Origin of the sequence: Kamptonema formosum PCC 10802 (assembly GCF_000332335.1) — a bacterium.
In the GTDB taxonomy this organism is placed as follows: Bacteria; Cyanobacteriota; Cyanobacteriia; order Cyanobacteriales; family Oscillatoriaceae; genus Oscillatoria.
In genome coordinates, this window is the sequence record NZ_KB235948.1 from 2,996,997 (window position 1) to 3,016,486 (window position 19,490).

Here is a 19,490-nt window from a genome sequence, read left to right on the forward strand (position 1 = left end):
GAAGCCCAACTGCGAATTTTGGGCTAAAGCCCAACTGCGAATTTTGGGCTAAAGCCCAACTACGAACCTTTGGGCTAAAGCCCAACTACGAACCTTTGGGCTAAAGCCCAACTACGAACCTTTGGGCTACGCTGAACTTGCAAACGGTGCCGGCTGCGCGTCCCAGCCCCAGCCAAACGTTAAAATATTCTTAAATTCTGGCTGTTTCATTTTATTAAGATATTTTCGCTACCTGCCGTATGACTGCCGTTATCTCTGGTGTTCGCGCTATGGCCACTTCCCCAACCGTAACTCCTGACCGCGCCACTCAAGTTACCCGCAAGCTCTATCCCAACTACAAGGTGATCGTGCTCAACGATGATTTTAACACGTTTAAACACGTTGCTGAATGCTTGATGAAGTACATCCCGGGGATGACGGGCGATCGGGCTTGGGATCTCACCAACCAAGTCCACTATGAAGGGCAAGCCACCGTCTGGGTGGGCCCCCAAGAGCAAGCCGAACTGTACCACCAGCAGCTGAGTCGCGCTGGGTTAACGATGGCTCCCCTGGAGAAAGCATAAAACTGGGGTGCCGGTGCTTTGCTGACAGAAGTTCTTAATTAATTGATAGTTTTTGGCTGGCTCAGCCCTAGACTGAGGGGGAAGTTATTTGGTTAAATCCCTATGGGCACCTCTTCCAATGGCCGGCTAGTTCTCAATCACTCGACCCACATTCCCGGTTTGATCGCGATCCTGGAGCGTCTCGCCAAGCACCCCAACATTCAAACCATCACTCCCGGCGTGATTGGCAACGTCAAAGGTCACACCCCTCGGATGACTTTAAGGGTGTCCGTCCCCATTCGAGGGGGATTTAAATTAATCGCCAGACAAGGCAAAACCGTACAAGAAGTATTTGTGATCGCCGCCTTGGGGCAGCAGGAGCTGGAAGAGGCGATTGCTTTAGCACTAAAGTTGAAATAAGTCAAGCCCACTGAGTCTAAATAAATTAAATATCCCCAGGACTGACGCTTGGACCTTGAGGCATGGCGCAGGTCGTACCTACGGATATACCTCGTAGGACGTAGGACAGGCGTCTCGCCTGTCCTAATGTCCTAAACTTACTGTCCACTGCCATACAATACTTTCTAGGCGGAAAGGTTCTGACTTGCCCACAAAGCGCGGGCGCGAACCGCCAACACGTCATCCGCCGCCCCCATTTCCCGCAACTGATCCTGGATTTTCTCAAACCACGCCGGCGTGGAAGCCGGTGCGGCTTTCGCCAATCCTTCCAGCCCCACCACACCGGCATAGCGCACCACCCATTCCGGGTCTTGACAAACCAGCACCAGTGTGTTAAAGACTCGCCACTGCTCCTGTGCCACCCGCTCCACCGGCATCTTAAACCATTGCAAATTGCCCAGCCCTTTGGCTGCAGCGCGGCGCACGCTCAGGGCAAAATCCGTTTCAGCCGCCGCAATCAATAACTCCAAACCGCGCGGATCTCCGATTCCCGCGAGCGCCCGAATTGCCCAAGCCCTAGCTCCGTAATTGTAGCCATCCAGCTGCTCCAAAATCGGCTGCACCGCCGGCTCCCCTATGAGAATCAGCCCATCCACCGCAGCCACCGCCGCCCCCGGGTTGTTGTAGCGCAAAACATCGATTAATGTCGGAATCGCTGCTAAAGATTGCGCTGCCGCTAGCGCCTGCACCGCCTTGAGCAAACCGTCAGCCGAAGCGGCCTCATCAACCGCTTTAATGAATTTGTGGATGCCGGCGTCGCCGGTTGTAACTGTAGAGGTCATAGCTAATTTGCTAGCAATAATTATTAAAACACACCTTTTCTCATCCCCCATAATTATACGAAAATTACACGATAACTATGGAGGCCGCAGCCAAGTTTAATGCGTCCCCATATCGCCCTGAAAACGAGAATTTTCTCTCCCTCTTTTTTCTTGGCGCTCTACCCAACGGGCAAGCCGCTGGCGCGTCTATGGCGTCTTTGCGGTTCATTCTTCCCCCTTAAAATAGAGAGAAACCCCAGAGCAATTCAGCAGCAGCCTGTTCTCACCCGCAGGACCTCACAGGAGCGAATCCATCAGACTCATAACCCGGATAGCGTCATCCGACAGAGCGGGAGATTCGGTGGGGGTATTTTTCAAGTGATATTCCAGCAGACCCTTGAGAGCGATAATTTTCAGACTGTTTTCTGCCAGAGTCTCAGCAATCGGCTCAGCTGCTGGCAAATAGCCAATTGCCCCCAAATCCATCAGTGCCGACCGGCGCAATTGCAGCTCGTCCCCCTGCAAAGCTCGCACGAGGTGATCCCCATAAATGGGTTTGCCGGTCAGCTGGTACATGGCGCGAAAGGCGGCGTACTGCACCCGCTGCACCGGATGTTCCAGGAACGGTTCAATCTCCCCCATCGCCTCAGCAGCGCCGAGGGTTCCCAAGGCTTCCAGTACGGCATCGTAAGGTTGGGCGAGATGGGGTTTCCCCGGAACCCGCACTGCCGCCGCCACCCCACCGGCAAGCAGCCGCACCAGCGCTGGCACGCAGGCGGGAGCTCCCAGCATTTCCAGCGACTGCGCCGCCGCTTCCCGAACGTAATAGTCGGAGTTTTCCAAACAGCGAACCAGCGCCGGAACGGCTTGGCTGTCTCCCAGCTTTCCGAGGGCTCGCGCCGCATTCCGCCGCAGCGGGTAGCCGCCATCTTCTGTGCGGTCAGATTCGTCTTCCAGCGCTGCCAGCAGTGCTGCCACCGCTTCTGGGGTGGAAATGCGAAACCTGCCGAGCCACCAAGCAGCATAGTAGCGCTTCCCCAGGTCAGCGCCGCGCAGGTTCGCCACCGCCTGCTCTGGGGTTAGGGACTCGCCGCCATTTTCTGGTGCCGGTTCAAAATAATCTTGCATCGCTTATTTTCTGCTGTGCAGTCACTTTTTGTCGCTTTTTGTCGCTCTCAGCGCTCGCAAAAAGCCGGACAGTGCCGAATATTCCCTGACTTTCTCTGGCGGCTCTCGCACGGGAGAAACCCCTGCCCCTCTCCCTTTATGGAAGGAAGAGCGTGCAGGGGGAGTAGGGCGTGTGAGGGTTCCGCCCGGAGGTAATCCCACTTTCCTTAAGAGGGGTCAGTTCGTATCCTAGCCAGCCTCACTCTCAGACGTCAGGGGTTGAATGCTGACAATTTTGCCACCCAGGCGAGTAATCCGCTGCATTTCTTCATTCATGCGGCTGTAAGGCACCGTGATAAACACGCTTCCGCTCTGGCGAATCTGGTAGTTCGTTTTGTCCGTTTCTTGGTTTTGAGCCAGACCGACGACTTCATACCGAAAGAAGCGGCTGCCAGATGGAGTATTAGCCGAACTTCTATAAGCTGCTTGACCGAGCATATCTGTCGCTACCTCCTGTACCTGAAAGTCACCAAATATTTTTCCTATTTTTGTTTTGAGTTTTGAGTTTTGAATTTCATAAATCACTCAGCACTCGCCACTCAAAACTAACTTAGCTCCGGGAGCGTAAGACAATAGAGATGCAAGCACCTGTAGAACGCGCCCAGGGGGGGCAGCCGGCACTCGTCCGCGCAAGCGGACTAAAGTTTCTGTGGCCGCCATTTTTATCGCCAGGGTCTATCGCAGTTCTAAATGATTTGTGAGAGACTTCTCTCTCTTCCTTCCTTGGCGCTCTTGGCGTCTACCCTGCGGGAAGCCGCTTGCGCGTCTATGGCGGTTTATTTGAAAAATAATTTTCACTCCTCAATTAGAACCGCTATATTTCCCCAAGTGATACCAGCCCACTCAGCTCCGGAGACTCCGGAGCTGATGATTACGCCGGCGTCACGCTGGCAATTTTCCCGCCAGAGCGCAGAATTTGCTGCATTTTTGTCGAGAGCTGGTCGTAAGGCACGAGAAAGCTGGTGCTGCTGCGGCGCACGCCGGTTTGGCGAATGCCGGTGACTTCGATGCGGTAGACTTTACCTTCTTCCCCAAAGCCAACAAAAGCGCCACCCAAACAGGTGCTGGGAACGGCATCAGACGCAGCGCGGTACGACCAGCCTTCAGTTCCGCCGGAGGGAGCAACAATGGTAGAGGCCCGATTCTGTCCCAGTTCGCGAGCGAGGCGGGAATTCTTGCCTTCGAGCTGAGCGCGATCGCTGTTGGCGTAGCCGCGATACAGCCGGAACATGCGGTTAAACCCTACGGTTTTTTGACTCCGCTGGGTGTCAAAGCCGCGATAGTAAGGCACTATACTGTCGCCAAAGCTGTTTTGATACTCTTGAGAGTCGATGTAAGAGTCTATCTCGGCATCAAACCCCTCGGTCTCGTAGAGATCCAGGTGATAGATTACTTCTGACTCATCATACGGAGCGCGACCCAGCAGGTGTTTGTAGTTGAGTTCAATTACCCGGGTCTGGAAATTGCTGTATAAAAACTTGGATTTGTAAAGTTCTGATTTGGCCACATAGCGCACAAATTCTCGCACGCTGATGCTGCCGTTTTTCAGGAGTGATTCTCCAGAAATGAGACGTTCCGATGCCATCACGTAGTCATTTCCCAAAACCTGCCGGTATACGGCGCGAATCACATTTTCTGCCTCTTCTTGACTCCACTTGGGGCGCAATTCCACCGGCGCTGCGTCCCGAAAAGCAGTTGTTCCCAAACGGGATGCTGCTGCTGTAATAGCCATTTGACTTCTCCCAATTCGCAACAAACTTGTTCAGCCAGACCTTGTGAGAGCCTGAATATACAAGATGTCCGGAGAGGTAAACAACTACTAGCTTTTGGCTAGCATCTGCATACCTGTCCGGACATCCGTAGCCGGATCTGCGTGAGCGGACAGACGCTATCGGTTGCGTCTAAATTAGCTCAGAGCGTTGATGGCGTAGTCGATGTAGGTGTTAGCTTCGTTGGCAGCTTGGCCGCTCAGACCGTGATTGGACTTGATGTACTTCAGGGCTTCGACGTACCAGCTCGGAGACAGTTCAAAGGTGCTGTTGATTTCAGCCAAACCGGCAATCAGGTACTCGTCCATCGGGCCAGTGCCGCCGGCAACCAAGCAGTAGGTCACCATACGCAGGTAGTAGCCGATGTCGCGGGCGCACTTGTCCTTGCCGGTTTGGGTGGAGGCGTAGTTGGGGCCTTGCAGTTGAGTGGTGTACGGGAACTTGTTGTACACCGCTTGGGCTGCGCCACTGATCAGGCCGTCGGCTTTGCTGGTCAGAGCGCGAGCGGCTTCCATGCTGGCCACTGCCCGCTTGAAGCGACCGTCAACGGCTTGCAATTCGCTGTTGCTCAGGAAACGGCCTTGGCTGTCAGCAGCTGAAATGGCTTCAGTGATGGGGGTTTTCATTGTTTGGATATCTCCCGAATGGTTTTCCTAGAAGGTTGTCGTCGAAAGGTGAGAGCTCAAGCTGGATACTCTGTTGCTTAATTAGGCAACAGCTGCAGCGGCGCGATCGAAGTAGCTGGCCACTTCAGACATCAGGGCGCTGCAATCGCCAGGGGTAATCCCAGACGGGTTGTTGGCGATCTGGATGGCGGCTTCCTTCATCTTTTGAACGCCGGCAGCCACAGAAGCGCCAGGTACGCCCAGAGCTTGGTAGGTTTCGCGCAGGCCATTCAGGCAGCGATCGTCCAGAACGCTGGCATCACCGGCAATGGTTGCGTAGGTGACATAGCGCAGGATGATTTCCATATCCCGCAAGCAGGCTGCCATGCGGCGGTTGGTGTATGCATTCCCACCCGGGTTGATCAGCTGGGGTTGCTCGGCAAACAGGGCGCGAGCCGCGTTGGCAACGATGGTGGAAGCGTTGCTGGTGATGCGGTTGACGGTATCCAGACGCTTGCTGCCTTCCTTGACGACGTTGCTGAGGGCATCCAGTTGAGCGCTGCTCAGGAATTCACCCCGGGCGTCAGCTTGGGACACAACCTTGGAAAATGCATCTAGCATGGACTCTATCTCCTAATTAGACTGGGTTTGCTTTGGATTTTAAGGGTAAGTTCAGTCGTTTTCAACTGCCGTATCCGGCAAGGAAAACTCTTGGACAGCCGCCAGCCATTCCGCTGGTTTTAGCCCCGCTTCAATGCAGGCTGTTACAGATATTCTGCAGCACGCGCTACATTTTTGCAACCTGAAAAAATTTTACACCTCTTTGACACTTTCTATCTTTTTTTACGAGATAGAACTCTTTTGAGACTCTTTGCCACTCCTGTCACTCGACACGAGCGCCTGAACTCCCAAGGCGGTGCCAATTGCCTTCAATCCCATATCTCCCTGACGGAGTATGGAAATATTTTTTTGTCTAGGAGCGCTGACTTTCCTTGCTGTCTCTTCCCCCGCCCGCTCTCAGAAAACTTGCCTCATCTGAACCCGTATAAATCCTTGGGCAGTTTCAGTTGTTTTCTTTGTTCGCCGGGGGTTGAGCCTCCCCACCAGGCACTCCCTCTGTTCCCTCCCCCATCAGGTTTGGGACATTTCGGATTTGCGCCGGTATGGACAAGGTTCATCACCTTTCCTATCACCTGATACATTTTCGCGACATTGTTCCGGGCATCCCTGGACAATGTAACGATAGCACTATCACCTATGAAGACGATAGAGGCGGTATCCCGCAAAACTTTCAGGACAATCCCGAAAGTGCCGTTCCACTCCCTCGATACTGTAAACCAGCAACTGGGACATTGGAACACTTTGGAGCCACCTAAACTGGTGTGGACGTGACCGCAACGAGTCTCAAAGCAGGTTGCCGGCTCGCCCTTCCCCCTCTCAGCTTTTTACTGCTTTGAGGGTAACATTGCGTCGAAGGCTGGCTCCAGCAATTCTACCAGAGCCCTTCTGCCAACATCCTGCTGTTGCAGGCACTTTTGACAGGTAAACCCCTCCGTTCCCATCCTGATTTGGACAGGTTTTAGAGGATTTTAGCGGGTTTCCAAAGATCCCGTCTCAACCCTTCCGATTATTTTTATACAACGCGGTTGCGCTTCTTTTTATTACGATTTGTAACAATTGCTCAGTTTTAAGATTTTCTTAATATTTGCCGCTGTGCCGGTGAGTAATTGTACCGACCGGCACGAGTGCGGCAGCTGTATCCGGTCAGCCGGCTTTGGCCAGCTGTCGCTCCAAGTCGAACAGGAAGCCGTGGATGTACTCCTCAGTCCACTCCTCCCCGTAGAAGCGCCGAAACATCCCCCGGGCGGGATCTTTCTCGGCGCGGTAGCGCAGGTAGCGCAGCTGGGCTTGCTCGATGTCCTGCAGCCGACAGCTGTCCGCAACCGGCACTGCTTGCGCCACAAAATTCAAGTAAGCGTGCAGGTAGTCCTTGAACGCCTCAAAGACTCGCGTCTGGACAACTTCCGTTTCCGCCGGGCGCGTCCACAGAAACGCCGGCGAGAAAAACGGCTTGGCTTCGTCTGGGAAGTCCCCTCCCCAAGGGAGGTGCTGCCGGTGCGCCTCAAAAATTGGCCAGATTGGCTCGGTGTACTTCGCCTGGTAAGCGGGATCGTCCCGGAAAAGCGGCTGCATGTCCAAAGCAATCAGGTGCCCCCCCGGCAGCGTCACCAAGTCGGCACCGAAAAAAGGCAAGTCATAATTAAGGTGCGGGAAAATCACGAAGTTGAGCACCTGTAACGACTGGCCACCCTGAACGTGAGCCGCCCGTATTTGCCGCAGCTTACTCGACTGAAAGGCGTAACTGGCGGTCCCCACCTCCTCCTGGTTCTTCCCCTTGCCCACTGTGGCCGCTTTGCGCTCAAACCCAGCTGGGATCGGGTACGGCTGCAAGTCCAGGCGCTGGCCCAACTCTGCGATGGCGTAATCTAAGAAAGGTTGATAGAGGCTCATCGTCTGCCGGTGCTGACAGCTAAAGGCACTGCGTCTTCAAAGAGAAACTCGTACAGGAATCTCTCCGCCCACTCGTGACCGAAATAACTGCTGAACAGCCCCGATGCAGGGTCCCTGTCAGCACTGTACTGGTCGTAGTCTTTCTGGGCCTTCACGATCCGCTGGATGTCTTCCGGGTCTGTCAGCGGCTGGGCTTGCGACAGCATTTGCCAGTACAAGTTTAAATAATCTTTGTAAGCTGAAAATACCCGCGTTGCCACCGTTTCCTCATCGGTTTTCGCAAACAGCAAGTATTTGGAGAAATATTGATTGGCGTCATAAAATTTCATTTCTAAATTTTGAGCCAAATCGCTATACTTATCGTGAAGCTCCCGCAACGGCTCTATATACTTTGCTTGATAAGCATCGTCGCGGAATAGCGGCTGGAAGTCCAGGACTATCAATATTTTCTTTTGCCCGAATGACAGCAAATCAATGCCTAGCAAGGGCAGGTCGTAATGGTGACTGGGGTAAATAACGCTGTTAAAAACTTGCGCCGCAACACCGGCATCTATATAAGTGTAGCGCATTTTGCGCAATTCAGCGCACTCGTAACACCAGCTCTGAATCGTTGCAGGATGCTTGCCGCGCTCGCTCACCTTCAGTTCCAAGCCGGTCGGAATCGGGCGAGAGCGCAAGTCAAACCGCTCAAACAGCTCTTTTTCTAAGTATTCCAGAAACGGCCTGTACATAGATTGTTGAACTCACATGCTATAACTCTCATGAGCATAGAGGACGCCCCCCCGGCGCGTCTCATTTCTCAGAAACAAAGCAACAATCCGTAACAAATGCCCCTTTTCCCGCCAAAATCGTTAAGAAAGATTTAAAAATTTTTAAAAATGTTAAAATTTGCCGGCAGTCCTCGCCCGGCCCGGCAGCGGCGGGGGGCGCACCCCACACCCCTCCCCCACAGAGTTTATTTCAGATTGATTATTCGGATATTGGAGCATTAATGGCTCTGCGCGGCAATTCTGGCATGATTTTTGCGTATCATCTCTTCTAAAACATCCGGTGAAACACATCTGCGTTCAGAGCAATAGGTCATCAGGTTGACGCCGTTCATCATCCGCACAGTGCTGACGCGCACCCGAAAGTCATCCCTGATAAACCAGCAGCGCTCCTGCCCCTGGTTGTTTTCATAATCAGTATCAATTGTCAGCACCCCATCGGAAGCGAACCGGTAGCGACTGACCACGGGGATACCTTCCACATAGCCCCTGTTGCGGATGAGTTTGCCGGTCAGCCCCGTCTCGTCGTCGGGAATGTCCACCAGAATCGCCGCGTTATTGGGGTTGAGCAGCCGGGTGTCCAGGTTTTCTTGCCAGCCAAAGCTAGCACCGCCGGTGGCTCTAGCTGGGTCAATGCCTTGCTGCTCGCAAACTTGCTGAACTCTGGGGTCATCTTTTTCAAAGACCTGCACCGTCAGATTCGACTCCCCAGACTCGTCAGCAGATGAGTCAAAGTGATGGACGCTGCGTTGGGTAAACCACGTCCCCTCACTCTTGCGGAAAAAGTCCATCATCGTCATCGGTGGTTTCAGCTGCATCGGTTTCTTGACCTCAGGAGATAGGTAGCCTCAGCCGGCTGTCTAAAATCGGCTGATTTATAGAATACGTCACACCGGCCTTCCCAGTACCGCAGCTGGTGGGTGCTCAACCCCACCCCCAACCCGGAGAAATTCCAGCTCCCCCTGCTGAGGCGGCTGGGGGGAGGGGCTCTCACCGGCTCCAACTGCATTCCACCGGCACAGTCCAACGGTAGAATAAGCCTCACAGTTTCGTTCTCCCACCATCTGATGACAATCACTCCAGTGCAGCCAGCCGGCACTAGCGCCGGCTCACATACTCTCGCTCACTCCCCAGCCGAGACTCTCGTCAAAGCGTTTAAGCACGGGCAAGACCTTGCCGGTGCCGACTTGCAGGGTGTGGATCTCACTCAGAAGGATTTGTACCAAGTTAATCTCAGTGGCGCACAGCTGCAGCGAGCCAATCTCAGCAAAGCCAGCTTGCTCAGAGCCAATCTGAGAAATGCCGACTTGAGTCAGGCTAACCTCCGGGGTGCGGATTTGCGCGGTGCGGATCTCACCGGCGCGAACCTTGCCGGTGCGGACTTGCAAGACGCCTACTTGCAGCGCTGTGACTTGCGCGCAGCCAACCTCAATGGCGCTAACCTTGCCGGTGCCAAGCTGCTAGTCGCTCTATATAATAAGGAGACAATTTGGCCTGAAGGGTTTGCCGGCAAGAAGTGCGGGGCAGTTGGGCCAGGTGCCGGGCTGAGTGGGGCTTACCTGAATACCGCTGAACTCCGGGGTGCCGATCTCACCGGCGCCAACCTCCTGGGAGCTTACCTGAGCGGCGCGGACTTGACCGGAGCCAATTTAGAAGGAGTGTCTTTAAGCGGAGCAAATCTCCGGGACGCTTTTCTGACCGGAGCTTATTTGCGAAATGCCCGGTTGAATGGTGCCGAATTGCAGAATGTGGATTTGCGTGCCGCTGACCTGACGGGAGCGGAGTTGAATAATTTGCAGAGTATTGCGGGGGCTGATTTCTCCAGCGTTCAGGGATTGAGTCCCTCGGTGAGGGGGATGCTGTGCAGCCGGCCTTCCGCCGAGTTGGACACTTGGAATCCGTTTACTCGCCGCACGACTCGCGAGAGTTTGATACCCCAGTTAGGGGAGTAGGAGAGTGCCCACTTTCATCTGCCGGTGCCGGCAATTTCCTTTCTCTGCCACCAGTCTCCCCGATGCCGGCGAGCCCACCGGCACGCTTTCATCTTGTCGGCGGACTCTTCTGTGCAATTTCTGCAAAATTGGCCTGCATTCAGGGCCCGCGCCATTTTTTTCAGCTGGGGCTTGACTTTACTTTCAGCTCCCGGTATACTACTTCATAATGGGATAGCTGCGAAAATTTTATTTTTGCCGCTATCCCATTATAAATACTATATCCCCAGACCGGACTGAAGTCAACCCCACCCCAGGACAAATTTTGCCGCAGCGGGTAAAATTTAACAAAATTTAACGTTTGGCCGGCAGGCGGGACATCTTTCATCTGCCGGTGCCGGCAATTTCCTTTCTCTGCCACCAGTCTCCCCGATGCCGGCGAGCCCACCGGCACGCTTTCATCTTGTCGGCGGACTCTTCTGTGCAATTTCTGCAAAATTGGCCTGCATTCAGGGCCCGCGCCATTTTTTTCAGCTGGGGCTTGACTTTACTTTCAGCTCCCGGTATACTACTTCATAATGGGATAGCTGCGAAAATTTTATTTTTGCCGCTATCCCATTATAAATACTATATCCCCAGACCGGACTGAAGTCAACCCCACCCCAGGACAAATTTTGCCGCAGCGGGTAAAATTTAACAAAATTTAACGTTTGGCCGGCAGGCGGGACATCTTTCATCTGCCGGTGCCGGCAATTTCCTTTCTCTGCCACCAGTCTCCCCGATGCCGGCGAGCCCACCGGCACGTTTTCATCTTGTCGGCGGACTCTTCTGTGCAATTTCTGCAAAATTGGCCTGCATTCAGGGCCCCCGCCAATTTTTTTCAGCTGGGGGCTTGACTTTACTTTCAGCTCCCGGTATACTACTTCATAATGGGATAGCTGCGAAAATTTTATTTTTGCCGCTATCCCATTATAAATACTATATCCCCAGACCGGACTGAAGTCAACCCCACCCCAGGACAAATTTTGCCGCAGCGGGTAAAATTTAACAAAATTTAACGTTTGGCCGGCAGGCGGCCCTAATTCTAAGGCAGACAGGAGGCGGAAGCCTCCTGATGGGCATTCCCAGGCTCTGGCAGGGAGCGAGACAGCTGGGGAAGGAGAGAAACAACAGAGAGCAAAAGTTGGAGAGAAAGGCCGGGACGGCGGGCGAAAGTTCCTGTCGGGTGCCGGGGCGGGCTAGAACAAGTCCTCACTCATCCTCAGCAAAGATATAGCGATAGAGTTCGCTCGGATCGGGTTCGGCGCTTTCCTCGGCAAACTTGACCGCATGATCAACGGTGGCCTGAACCTTTTTCTCGATCGCCTTGAGCTCCTCTGAGTTGGCCAGATTTTGCTCAGTCAGATAAGCCGCAAGGCGCTTAATGGGATCGCGGGTGAACCAGAAATCCTTCTCTTCCTTGGAGCGCAATTCATCTGGATCGGCGAGAGAGTGACCCCGGAACCGGTAGGTCAGCGCTTCAATCAAAGTGGGCCCCTCACCGGCACGAGCGCGGGCGATTGCTTCCCTAGCAACGGAGTAGACCGCTAGCACGTCCATGCCATCCACCTCAACCCCCGCCATTCCAAACGCACTGGCTTTCTTGTAAATCTCAGGATCGGAGGTGGCCCGCTCGTGAGCCATCCCAATCGCCCACTTATTATTTTCCACGACAAACAAAATCGGCAGTTTCCAGAGAGCCGCCATATTCAAGCACTCAAAAAACTGGCCATTATTGCAAGCCCCATCGCCAAAGAAGCAAGCTGTCACCTGATCGGCGTTCGGTGAGCCCATAGCTTCTCGGCGGTACTTGGTTTGGAAGGCCACGCCGGTGGCTACGGGGATGCCCTCCGCCACGAAAGCATAGCCGCCCAGCAGCCGGTGCTGAGCGGAGAACAAGTGCATCGAGCCACCCCGTCCCTTGCTGCAGCCGGTGGCTTTGCCAAACAGCTCAGCCATCACCTCGGATGCCGGCACGCCGGCACTAAGAGCGTGGACGTGGTCGCGATAGGTGCTGGCAACATAATCCTCATCGGGGCGCATGGCCTTAATGACGCCGGAAGAGACGGCCTCCTGGCCATTGTAGAGGTGAACAAACCCGAACATTTTGCCCCGGTAGTACATCTCGGCGCACTTGTCCTCAAAAAAGCGCCCCAGTACCATATCTTCGTACAGCCGCAGTCCTTCTTCTTTAGTGATTTGTCCTGTGCGAGTGTCAAAACGCGGTAAAGTCCGTTCCTGAACCATTGATTTTTCGTACCCTTGCAACAATGCTTAGTTATTTTATGAAAAATTCTTCCACTTATTTAGTGTTTTACGTTTTACTCTAATGGTTAAACTGCCTCAACCAACCGCGCGGAGCAGGCGCGGGGCTATCAATACTCAAAGGCCACCAGAAGTAGGGGCGAGTTGAGAGATATCCAGTGCTTGCAGCAGAACCGTCGGGGGAAGCCCCGCCCCTACTGGGGGGAGCCAGCCACTGCATGGGGCCCATTTTCGACAGTTTTCGCCTTTTTTTGCTTATTTTTGACTGTCGCCCCAGTAGCAGCCCGTATTGGGTTAGGGTAACAGCAGATTCCGAAGAACACGGAGCTATGGTCTTGTAGAGACGCCCCCTGGTGGAACGCACAGCAGCTAACCGGGACTTTCGCGCCTCTAAGCGTGGAGCGGTGACTGGCAGGTTATATGATAGTACAGTTTACCACGCTTTTGTATAAAGGCAGCACCTGAAATCAATACTAGAAACTGATTGTGTCAAAATTAAGATTAGCTCTGAGAGCCAGCGGCATCTGGGGAAAAGAACTTGACCGCCCAAGGAACGTGCTGGTGCGAGCTGAGCGTAAAAGCTGAGCAGATGGCCGGCAGCACACTCTCAGTCTGAACTTCGCTGCGGGACTTGTGCCCCTCTCAGGGAAAGAAGGCCGCACCCACCGGCACGGCCAATGGGGCCAAGGAAGATGGGCTAACAATCAGGGCAGTCTCGATTTGCAGCCCGGCAGAATGCAGTCCCGGCTGGGGGCGTGGTTTACAGATCCAGCAGGTGTGGGAAATTGGCAAAAGTTATAATATCGTGGAGGAAGGGTGCGGCGTAACCGGTCGGGGGAGGTGCCCTGGCGCAGGTCTGGGGCGTAAGATTGTAATGGTGCCGCTATTGAAAAGACGGATGGCTGGTTAGTATAGATTAATTTAGTTGCTCACCGCTGGGGAAGTGGACTGTGCGCATCCCGCTGGATTATTACCGGATTTTAGGCTTACCGATACAGGCTACAGCTGAACAGCTGCTGCAGGCGCGTCGCGATCGGGCGCTGCAGCTGCCGCGACGGGAGTATTCTGAGGTGGCGATACAAGCTCGCAAACAATTGATCGACGAAGCCTACGCCGTACTCAGCGACCCTGAGCAGCGCCAAGCCTATGATGCGAGTTTTCTGGCCAAAACATACGGGCTGGAGCCGGAGTCAGGAGTCAGGAGTCAGGAGTCAGGAGAAATACTAAATTCTGACCTGTGGAGTGCGGAGTCAGGCGCAGAGAACCACACCCCGAGCATTGAAATCGATGAGAAGCAATTCGCCGGTGCCCTGCTCATCCTCCAAGAGCTAGGGGAATACGAATTGGTCCTCAAGCTCAGCCAGCCCTACCTCAGCAGTGGCCGCTTCGCTTTGAAGCTGGGCCGGTTTGGAGACCCCCAGCTAGTGGGGGCTGACATTATATTAACGGTGGCTCTGGCTTGCCTGGAGCTGGGTCGGGAGCAATGGCAGCAAGGCCAGTACGAAAACGCCGCCGCCTCGCTGGAAACAGGCCTTGAACTCCTGCTGCAAGAAGGTCTGTTTCTTAACGTGCGGGGGGAAATGCAAGCGGACGTCTACAAGCTGCGCCCCTACCGGATTTTGGAGCTGCTGGAAAAAAGCGAGGAAAACACCGCAGGGCACCGGAAAGGGGTGCAGCTGCTGCGAGACATGCTGCAAGAACGGGGCGGGATTGACGGCAGTGGCAATGACCAGTCGGGGTTGAGTGTGGATGACTTCCTGCACTTTATCCAGCAGTTGCGGACTTACTTAACGGCGGCAGAGCAACAAACCCTGTTTGAAGCGGAAGCGCGGCGTCCCTCAGCAGTGGCCACCTACTTGGCGGTTTATGCCTGTATCGCAGGGGGGTTTGCCGGGCGGCAGCCGGCTTTGATTCATCGGGCCAAGATGATGCTTCAGCGCTTGGGCAAGCGCCAGGACGTGCATCTGGAACAGGGGATTTGCGCCCTGCTCCTGGGGCAGACTGAGGAGGCCTCTGCAGCCTTGGAACTCAGCCAAGAGTACGAAACGCTTGACTTCATCCGCCAGCGCTCTGAGGATGCGCCTGACCTGTTGCCCGGTCTTTGCCTGTACGCGGAACGCTGGCTGCAAGAGGAAGTGTTCCCCCACTTCCGAGACTTGGCCAGTCAGCAGGTGTCGCTGAAAGAGTATTTTGCGGACGAACAGGTGCAGGCGTACTTGGAATCGCTTCCCGCTGAGGAGGAGATGGCCAGCGAGCAGTGGCTGCCGGTGGGTTCCAGGCTGACTCCGACTCCAAAAAAGGTGGAGAGCAAATCAAAGGCAGAACCGGCACCGGTGATTTCCATCGCCGAGCGAATTGCCCCGACACGATCGGCGGACCTGCCTGCCGGTGGAACCAGTCTGCCGAGTGGCAGGAGTCCTGCTTCTGGCGGTTCGCGGACGCCCTTGTCATTCTCTGGGTCTAGCATCCCCCCAGAGCCGGAAAACCGCCCTCAACCCTGGCCAGAACCAGAGACCGTTTCTGGGGCTTCCCGCTCAGAGCCTGTTGCTGAGCGCCGGCAATTCCGGCAGCGGACTGAGGAGTTGAGCCTAGGGCCGGTGGAAAAGCCATCGCGAACCCCAGCTGAACCGGCAGAGCCGGCTGCTCTGGGGGGGGCGGCGACGACGGGCCGGCCCTACAGCTGGCAGCGTCGGAGCGCAAAGCTGCTGCAAAATATTAAACTGGAGCGGCTGATTGTGCTGGCGGTTCTGAGCCTTGTGCTCCTGGGACTGGTTGGGTTTCTCAGTTTGAAAACTTTGGCTTGGCTGGCAGAGCTGATCAGTCGCGCCTCAGGTCCGTCTCTGGAAGGAGAGCAGCCCTTGCTGCAGCTGGACCAGCCGCCGGTGCCGATTCCCAGCCTGAACAGCGATCCGCTCGCTGCAGCGGGCCCGCTGACGGAGGCAGTGGCGGTGCAAGTGATTGAGAAATGGTTATTCGTTAAAGCGCAGGCTTTAGGCCCGAGCCATGATGTGCAGCAGTTACAGCAAATTTTAGTCTCTCCTGCCTTATCCGAATGGCAGCAGCGGGCTGAAGAGGCCAAAAGAGACAACTGGTACTGGCGCTACCAGCACAGCGTCAAGGTGGAGTCGGTACAGGTTGATGAGAATCAGCCGAATCAAGCTGAGGTAGAAGTCAAGGTGCGCGAAGGGGCTGAGTTGTATGAAAGTGGCCGGCTGAGCCAGTCTCGGGACAGCAACTTTGTGGTTCGGTATCAATTGGTGAGCAAGGATGGCCAGTGGCGCATCCAAGACTGGGAAATTCAGCGGTAGGAGCGTCTGCCAGTCTGGGGGGCTGTAGCGCGGTAGCGCAGGACACAAAGGAAGAGGGGGAGACGGACAGAGCGAGAGATCCAGGAGCTTTAGGAGCAATGTCCGCTCACCGCGAACGGGAAAATCTCCTAATCCTGCAAATTATCCCCTGCCGGCGTGAATAGCCGCCAGGGAAATGAAAAATTAAAAATGCCAGAAATGCAGGGAATGCAACAAAACCTTCATTCCCTGCATTTTTAATTTTTTACTTTAAATTTTTATCGCAGTATTCACTTGGGTTAAGACAGTAGGACAGGCGAGACGCCTGTCCTACGCCTTTTATTAGGAAAGGCGAGATACCTGCCCTACGCCTTTTATCCCCAGGCCACTGATGTCCTAACCAATATGACTCGTATTCTAACCCTCTTTTGTCAAACAAGGGTGAAAGCCGGATCTGTCGTTGCCTGAAATAGCGCAAATTCGTCAAATTGCCCCAACGTGACAGAAGAGGGATAATTCCCCGCTCAGACCGTTGCTCCCTGTCGCAGTTTTTGCTGGTTTTGTCATAAATCCCTAACATTGAGGCCAGGCATGGTGGGCGCAGCGGCCAATTTGTCACAGAATCCTGACATTTCGATCCCCATTTTTCCCGTAAATGCGTAAATCTGCCTAGAATTCGCCCAGCAGCCCCTTGACCGAACCGGGATTTTTCTGCAACATATAACTTAACAAAGCGATCCCGGCGATCCCAAAGAAAAGCTATTTTCTAGGATTTCTGTTACCGAGATAGTGTTGGAGCTACAGACCCCTGTGGTAGCCTCTGCCACGACCCATTCGTCAGCCGGGGACGCGACCGCAAACTGAACAGAGGAGGCCGTCAGCAACTCACCGCCAGTCCCAGAGGGTTACCGGGGGCGTAGAAATACAAACCCAATCGACCAATCGCCCAACCAGATAACTCAGAGAACGGAGGTTTTATCAGGGAGTGCTCGCTTGTAGGACTCCGGGATGAAAAGCCCGTCGCGCGAGCCTGTAACCCAGAGGTCAAACAAAAGTAGGGAAAAAGATGCCTCTGGGATATGCCGCCTGATAGCTTTGATGGCAGGCATTCCGGCCCGCCCTACAGGCAAACTATATCGTTTCGCCTCTTGACTGTAAGGGGGTTATGGGGTTCTTACAGGCTGCTGGTGCCTGTGATGAGCGGGCAACAGATTTTAGCTCGGTTCCCAGCCACCGGGTTGCAAACAAGCTCCCCACTTACCTATTAGGGAGAGGCACACACTGCGAGCCAACACCGTACTGCCAATAGCAGCGGACGCACGCGGGAGTACCCGCCAGGGAAGAGCGGATGGTTGTTTGCGAGGTTGATGTTCAGTCAGTGACTCAACAGAGACCGCCAGCACAGCCCTAGATTATGACTAAAACAGTAAGCAGGTAGAGCAGGTCGCCCTGAGAGCCATCGCTCAGTACAGCAAGCCAGATGTAAACTCACGAGACTTATTAACGACGGAGGCACGCGGATAAGTGATTGCGCAGTTTTCCAAACAAGCCACGCCCGCGAGCGCGACTCCATCACTCGACAAGGCGTATAAAATTATAGCGCGAACTTTGTGGGCATGCTGTACAGCCGCCCTTGTCTGTAAATCAGGAGCGACCTACTTGCCGTCTAACCTATCGGAGGCCAATTCATGGCAAAAGAACGACCACCTTTGGAAGAGATGACATTGCGGCAACTGAGAAAAGTTGCCAGCGAATACGGCATCTCTCGCTATAGCCGGATGCGCAAGTCGCAACTGCTGGCTGCCATTCAAGAGATACAACGCACCAAAAATCCCAGTCAAGCTCGTAATTTGGAGGCGCAAGAAGAAGTGGAAGCTGCAAAATTTGAACTCGGTAAAGAACATCGCACCGCCAACAGTCTTGCATCCGTCGATGAGGGGTTGGCAGAGTTGCCAGCTGGCTATGGTGTGAGCCGGATTGTGCTGATGCCCCGCGATCCGCAATGGGCCTACGCCTACTGGGATGTTCCCAATGAGCGCAAACAAGAATTGCGCCAGCAGGGGGGCCAACAGCAGGCGCTCCGCCTCTACGACGTTACTGACCTGAAGCTGAACTTTCAAAGCCCTCACAGCATTCAGGAATACCCCTGCGACGAGCTGGCCCGCGAGTGGTACTTGCCCATCCCGGTGAGCGACCGTGACTATGTTATCGAGATCGGCTACCGCTGCGCTGATGGCCGGTGGCTCGTTTTGGCTCGTTCAGCGTCGGCGCACGTTCCGCCGATTTATCCCTCCGATTGGATTGAAGAGAAATTCCTCAGCATTGGTTGGGAAGAGGAACTGCGCGGTAAGAAGTTCCTAGAACTCGTTGCCCCCGGCAGGCGCAGCTCGGCCATCTATGAGGAAATATTTGGCCAAGCTCAAAGCGCCGAGCGAGCGTGGCAAGCCGGCGCTGTGTTCGGCTCCATACAGCAGGTGAGCTCCTTCGAGATGGTGACCGGGTCAGGCCAAATGGTGACGGGCTCAGGCCAAATGGTGACGGGCTCAGGCCAAATGGTGACCGGCTCAGGCCAAATGATCCCGGGGGCGGCCCAGATGGGAGTCAGTTCCTTCGAGACGGTTCCCAGCTCCTACGCGGTGAGTTCCTTCGCCCAGGTTCCGAGTTCGGCGCAGGTGGGAGTTAGTTCCTTCGCCCAGGTTCCCAGCTCCTACGCTGTCAGTTCCTTCGCCCAGGTTCCGGGTTCGGCGCAGGTGGGAGTTAGTTCCTTCGCCCAGGTTCCTAGCTCCTACGCTGTCAGTTCCTTCGCCCAGGTTCCGGGTTCGGCGCAGGTGGGAGTCAGTTCCTTCGCTCAGGTTCCCAGCTCCTACGCTGTCAGTTCCTTCGCCCAGGTTCCGGGTCCGGCGCAGGTGGGAGTCAGTTCTTTCGAGACGGTGCCCACCTCCTATGCGGTGAGTTCCTTCGCTCAGGTTCCCAGCTCCTACGCTGTCAGTTCCTTCGCCCAAGTTCCGGGTTCGGCGCAGGTGGGAGTCAGTTCCTTCGAGACGGTGCCCACCTCCTATGCGGTGAGTTCCTTCGCTCAGGTTCCCAGCTCCTACGCTGTCAGTTCCTTCGCCCAAGTTCCGGGTTCGGCGCAGGTGGGAGTCAGTTCCTTCGAGACGGTTCCGACCTCCTATGCGGTGAGTTCCTACGCCGGGGTTCCGAGCTCCTACGCCGTCAGCTCCTACGCCGGGGTTCCGAGCTCCTACGCCGTCAGCTCCTACGCCGGGGTTCCGAGCTCCTACGCCGTCAGCTCCTACGCCGGGGTTCCGAGCTCCTACGCCGTGAGTTCTTACGAGATGGCTCCGAGCTCCTACGCCATGAGTTCTTACGAGATGGCTCCGAGCTCCT

The 19,490-nt window shown here is 54.9% G+C and carries 20 protein-coding genes and 1 pseudogene; 5 read left to right on the forward strand and 16 right to left on the reverse strand.

Annotation, left to right across the window (positions count from 1 at the left end; genetic code table 11):
• Positions 1 to 269 precede the first annotated feature (269 nt).
• Together clpS and OSC10802_RS0112825 are read left to right on the forward strand one after the other, a co-directional pair.
• Positions 270 to 563 (forward strand): ATP-dependent Clp protease adapter ClpS, encoded by a 294-nt coding sequence (clpS, locus tag OSC10802_RS0112820; protein WP_026098426.1) that lies wholly within the window; start codon positions 270 to 272, stop codon positions 561 to 563.
• A 102-nt stretch (positions 564 to 665) separates the two neighbouring features.
• A complete protein-coding gene (locus OSC10802_RS0112825; protein ID WP_017717170.1) occupies positions 666 to 962 on the forward strand; it encodes a DUF2103 domain-containing protein in 297 nt (98 codons plus the stop codon).
• A gap of 25 nt (positions 963 to 987) precedes the next feature.
• Here OSC10802_RS0112825 and OSC10802_RS55585 read toward each other — a convergent pair whose 3' ends face one another.
• The 12 genes and pseudogenes from OSC10802_RS55585 to OSC10802_RS49685 form a co-directional block, all read right to left on the reverse strand.
• Complete coding sequence (locus tag OSC10802_RS55585) at positions 988 to 1,116, reverse strand: hypothetical protein (RefSeq protein WP_255349134.1); 129 nt, start codon at positions 1,114 to 1,116, stop codon at positions 988 to 990.
• 10 nt (positions 1,117 to 1,126) lie between these two features.
• Positions 1,127 to 1,783: a C-phycocyanin alpha-cysteine-84 phycocyanobilin lyase subunit CpcF gene (cpcF, locus tag OSC10802_RS0112830; protein WP_017717171.1), complete on the reverse strand. Its 657-nt coding sequence runs from the start codon at positions 1,781 to 1,783 to the stop codon at positions 1,127 to 1,129.
• Positions 1,784 to 2,059: 276 nt separating this feature from the next.
• The gene (gene cpcE / locus OSC10802_RS0112840) at positions 2,060 to 2,890 is read right to left on the reverse strand and encodes a C-phycocyanin alpha-cysteine-84 phycocyanobilin lyase subunit CpcE (RefSeq protein ID WP_017717173.1); all 831 of its coding nucleotides are present in this window, start codon (positions 2,888 to 2,890) and stop codon (positions 2,060 to 2,062) included.
• Positions 2,891 to 3,118: 228 nt separating this feature from the next.
• A complete protein-coding gene (cpcD, locus tag OSC10802_RS0112845) occupies positions 3,119 to 3,454 on the reverse strand; it encodes a rod-capping linker protein CpcD (protein ID WP_017717174.1) in 336 nt (111 codons plus the stop codon).
• Between the two features lie 346 nt (positions 3,455 to 3,800).
• A complete protein-coding gene (locus tag OSC10802_RS0112850) occupies positions 3,801 to 4,661 on the reverse strand; it encodes a phycobilisome linker polypeptide (RefSeq protein WP_017717175.1) in 861 nt (286 codons plus the stop codon).
• 174 nt (positions 4,662 to 4,835) lie between these two features.
• Positions 4,836 to 5,324 carry a C-phycocyanin subunit alpha gene (cpcA, locus tag OSC10802_RS0112855; RefSeq protein ID WP_017717176.1) on the reverse strand — a complete coding sequence of 163 codons (489 nt, stop codon included), beginning with the start codon at positions 5,322 to 5,324 and terminating at the stop codon, positions 4,836 to 4,838.
• 81 nt (positions 5,325 to 5,405) lie between these two features.
• Complete coding sequence (gene cpcB, locus OSC10802_RS0112860; protein WP_017717177.1) at positions 5,406 to 5,924, reverse strand: C-phycocyanin subunit beta; 519 nt, start codon at positions 5,922 to 5,924, stop codon at positions 5,406 to 5,408.
• Positions 5,925 to 6,508: 584 nt separating this feature from the next.
• Positions 6,509 to 6,706: pseudogene (locus tag OSC10802_RS54355) on the reverse strand (transposase family protein); the annotation flags it as partial.
• A gap of 361 nt (positions 6,707 to 7,067) precedes the next feature.
• The gene (locus OSC10802_RS0112870) at positions 7,068 to 7,814 is read right to left on the reverse strand and encodes a phycoerythrobilin:ferredoxin oxidoreductase (protein ID WP_017717180.1); all 747 of its coding nucleotides are present in this window, start codon (positions 7,812 to 7,814) and stop codon (positions 7,068 to 7,070) included.
• Positions 7,811 to 8,545 (reverse strand): 15,16-dihydrobiliverdin:ferredoxin oxidoreductase, encoded by a 735-nt coding sequence (locus OSC10802_RS0112875; RefSeq protein WP_017717181.1) that lies wholly within the window; start codon positions 8,543 to 8,545, stop codon positions 7,811 to 7,813. The genes OSC10802_RS0112870 and OSC10802_RS0112875 overlap by 4 nt, the downstream gene beginning before the upstream one ends.
• A gap of 257 nt (positions 8,546 to 8,802) precedes the next feature.
• Positions 8,803 to 9,399, reverse strand: a complete 597-nt coding sequence (locus OSC10802_RS0112885; RefSeq protein ID WP_017717183.1) for a phycobiliprotein lyase — start codon at positions 9,397 to 9,399, stop codon at positions 8,803 to 8,805.
• Between the two features lie 69 nt (positions 9,400 to 9,468).
• A complete protein-coding gene (locus OSC10802_RS49685) occupies positions 9,469 to 9,645 on the reverse strand; it encodes a hypothetical protein (RefSeq protein ID WP_155967668.1) in 177 nt (58 codons plus the stop codon).
• A 3-nt stretch (positions 9,646 to 9,648) separates the two neighbouring features.
• Here OSC10802_RS49685 and OSC10802_RS0112890 point away from each other — a divergent pair, with 3 nt between their 5' ends.
• On the forward strand, positions 9,649 to 10,533 hold the full coding sequence (locus tag OSC10802_RS0112890; protein WP_017717184.1) for a pentapeptide repeat-containing protein: 885 nt from the start codon (positions 9,649 to 9,651) through the stop codon (positions 10,531 to 10,533).
• Here OSC10802_RS0112890 and OSC10802_RS55590 read toward each other — a convergent pair.
• The 4 genes from OSC10802_RS55590 to pdhA form a co-directional block, all read right to left on the reverse strand.
• Complete coding sequence (locus OSC10802_RS55590; protein ID WP_255349135.1) at positions 10,522 to 10,650, reverse strand: hypothetical protein; 129 nt, start codon at positions 10,648 to 10,650, stop codon at positions 10,522 to 10,524. The two genes, OSC10802_RS0112890 and OSC10802_RS55590, sit on opposite strands and share 12 nt — an antisense overlap.
• Before the next feature lie 43 nt (positions 10,651 to 10,693).
• Positions 10,694 to 10,999, reverse strand: coding sequence for a hypothetical protein (locus OSC10802_RS0112900; protein ID WP_155967671.1), 306 nt, complete (start codon positions 10,997 to 10,999; stop codon positions 10,694 to 10,696).
• 43 nt (positions 11,000 to 11,042) lie between these two features.
• Positions 11,043 to 11,348, reverse strand: coding sequence for a hypothetical protein (locus OSC10802_RS47575; protein ID WP_155967674.1), 306 nt, complete (start codon positions 11,346 to 11,348; stop codon positions 11,043 to 11,045).
• A 415-nt stretch (positions 11,349 to 11,763) separates the two neighbouring features.
• The gene (gene pdhA, locus OSC10802_RS0112915) at positions 11,764 to 12,798 is read right to left on the reverse strand and encodes a pyruvate dehydrogenase (acetyl-transferring) E1 component subunit alpha (protein ID WP_017717188.1); all 1,035 of its coding nucleotides are present in this window, start codon (positions 12,796 to 12,798) and stop codon (positions 11,764 to 11,766) included.
• Positions 12,799 to 13,766: 968 nt separating this feature from the next.
• Between pdhA and OSC10802_RS0112920 the strand changes: the two genes are divergently transcribed.
• Positions 13,767 to 16,124 carry an IMS domain-containing protein gene (locus tag OSC10802_RS0112920; RefSeq protein ID WP_017717189.1) on the forward strand — a complete coding sequence of 786 codons (2,358 nt, stop codon included), beginning with the start codon at positions 13,767 to 13,769 and terminating at the stop codon, positions 16,122 to 16,124.
• A gap of 1,667 nt (positions 16,125 to 17,791) precedes the next feature.
• Positions 17,792 to 19,490, forward strand: a 1,699-nt coding sequence (locus OSC10802_RS56445; protein ID WP_082218277.1) for a DUF4912 domain-containing protein, incomplete at its 3' end; no start/stop codon positions are given.

Excerpts from the sequence above, each read along its gene's own strand:
- OSC10802_RS0112825 (WP_017717170.1), top strand. The coding sequence starts at position 666 with ATGGGCACCTCTTCCAATGGCCGGCTAGTTCTCAATCACTCGACCCAC.
- OSC10802_RS0112875 (WP_017717181.1), bottom strand. The coding sequence starts at position 8,545 with ATGTACAGGCCGTTTCTGGAATACTTAGAAAAAGAGCTGTTTGAGCGG.
- OSC10802_RS0112885 (WP_017717183.1), bottom strand. The coding sequence starts at position 9,399 with ATGCAGCTGAAACCACCGATGACGATGATGGACTTTTTCCGCAAGAGT.
- OSC10802_RS55585 (WP_255349134.1), bottom strand. The coding sequence starts at position 1,116 with ATGGCAGTGGACAGTAAGTTTAGGACATTAGGACAGGCGAGACGCCTG.
- cpcE (WP_017717173.1), bottom strand. The coding sequence starts at position 2,890 with ATGCAAGATTATTTTGAACCGGCACCAGAAAATGGCGGCGAGTCCCTA.
- cpcA (WP_017717176.1), bottom strand. The coding sequence starts at position 5,324 with ATGAAAACCCCCATCACTGAAGCCATTTCAGCTGCTGACAGCCAAGGC.
- OSC10802_RS49685 (WP_155967668.1), bottom strand. The coding sequence starts at position 9,645 with ATGGTGGGAGAACGAAACTGTGAGGCTTATTCTACCGTTGGACTGTGC.
- OSC10802_RS0112890 (WP_017717184.1), top strand. The coding sequence starts at position 9,649 with ATGACAATCACTCCAGTGCAGCCAGCCGGCACTAGCGCCGGCTCACAT.
- pdhA (WP_017717188.1), bottom strand. The coding sequence starts at position 12,798 with ATGGTTCAGGAACGGACTTTACCGCGTTTTGACACTCGCACAGGACAA.
- clpS (WP_026098426.1), top strand. The coding sequence starts at position 270 with ATGGCCACTTCCCCAACCGTAACTCCTGACCGCGCCACTCAAGTTACC.
- OSC10802_RS0112850 (WP_017717175.1), bottom strand. The coding sequence starts at position 4,661 with ATGGCTATTACAGCAGCAGCATCCCGTTTGGGAACAACTGCTTTTCGG.
- cpcB (WP_017717177.1), bottom strand. The coding sequence starts at position 5,924 with ATGCTAGATGCATTTTCCAAGGTTGTGTCCCAAGCTGACGCCCGGGGT.
- cpcF (WP_017717171.1), bottom strand. The coding sequence starts at position 1,783 with ATGACCTCTACAGTTACAACCGGCGACGCCGGCATCCACAAATTCATT.
- OSC10802_RS0112870 (WP_017717180.1), bottom strand. The coding sequence starts at position 7,814 with ATGAGCCTCTATCAACCTTTCTTAGATTACGCCATCGCAGAGTTGGGC.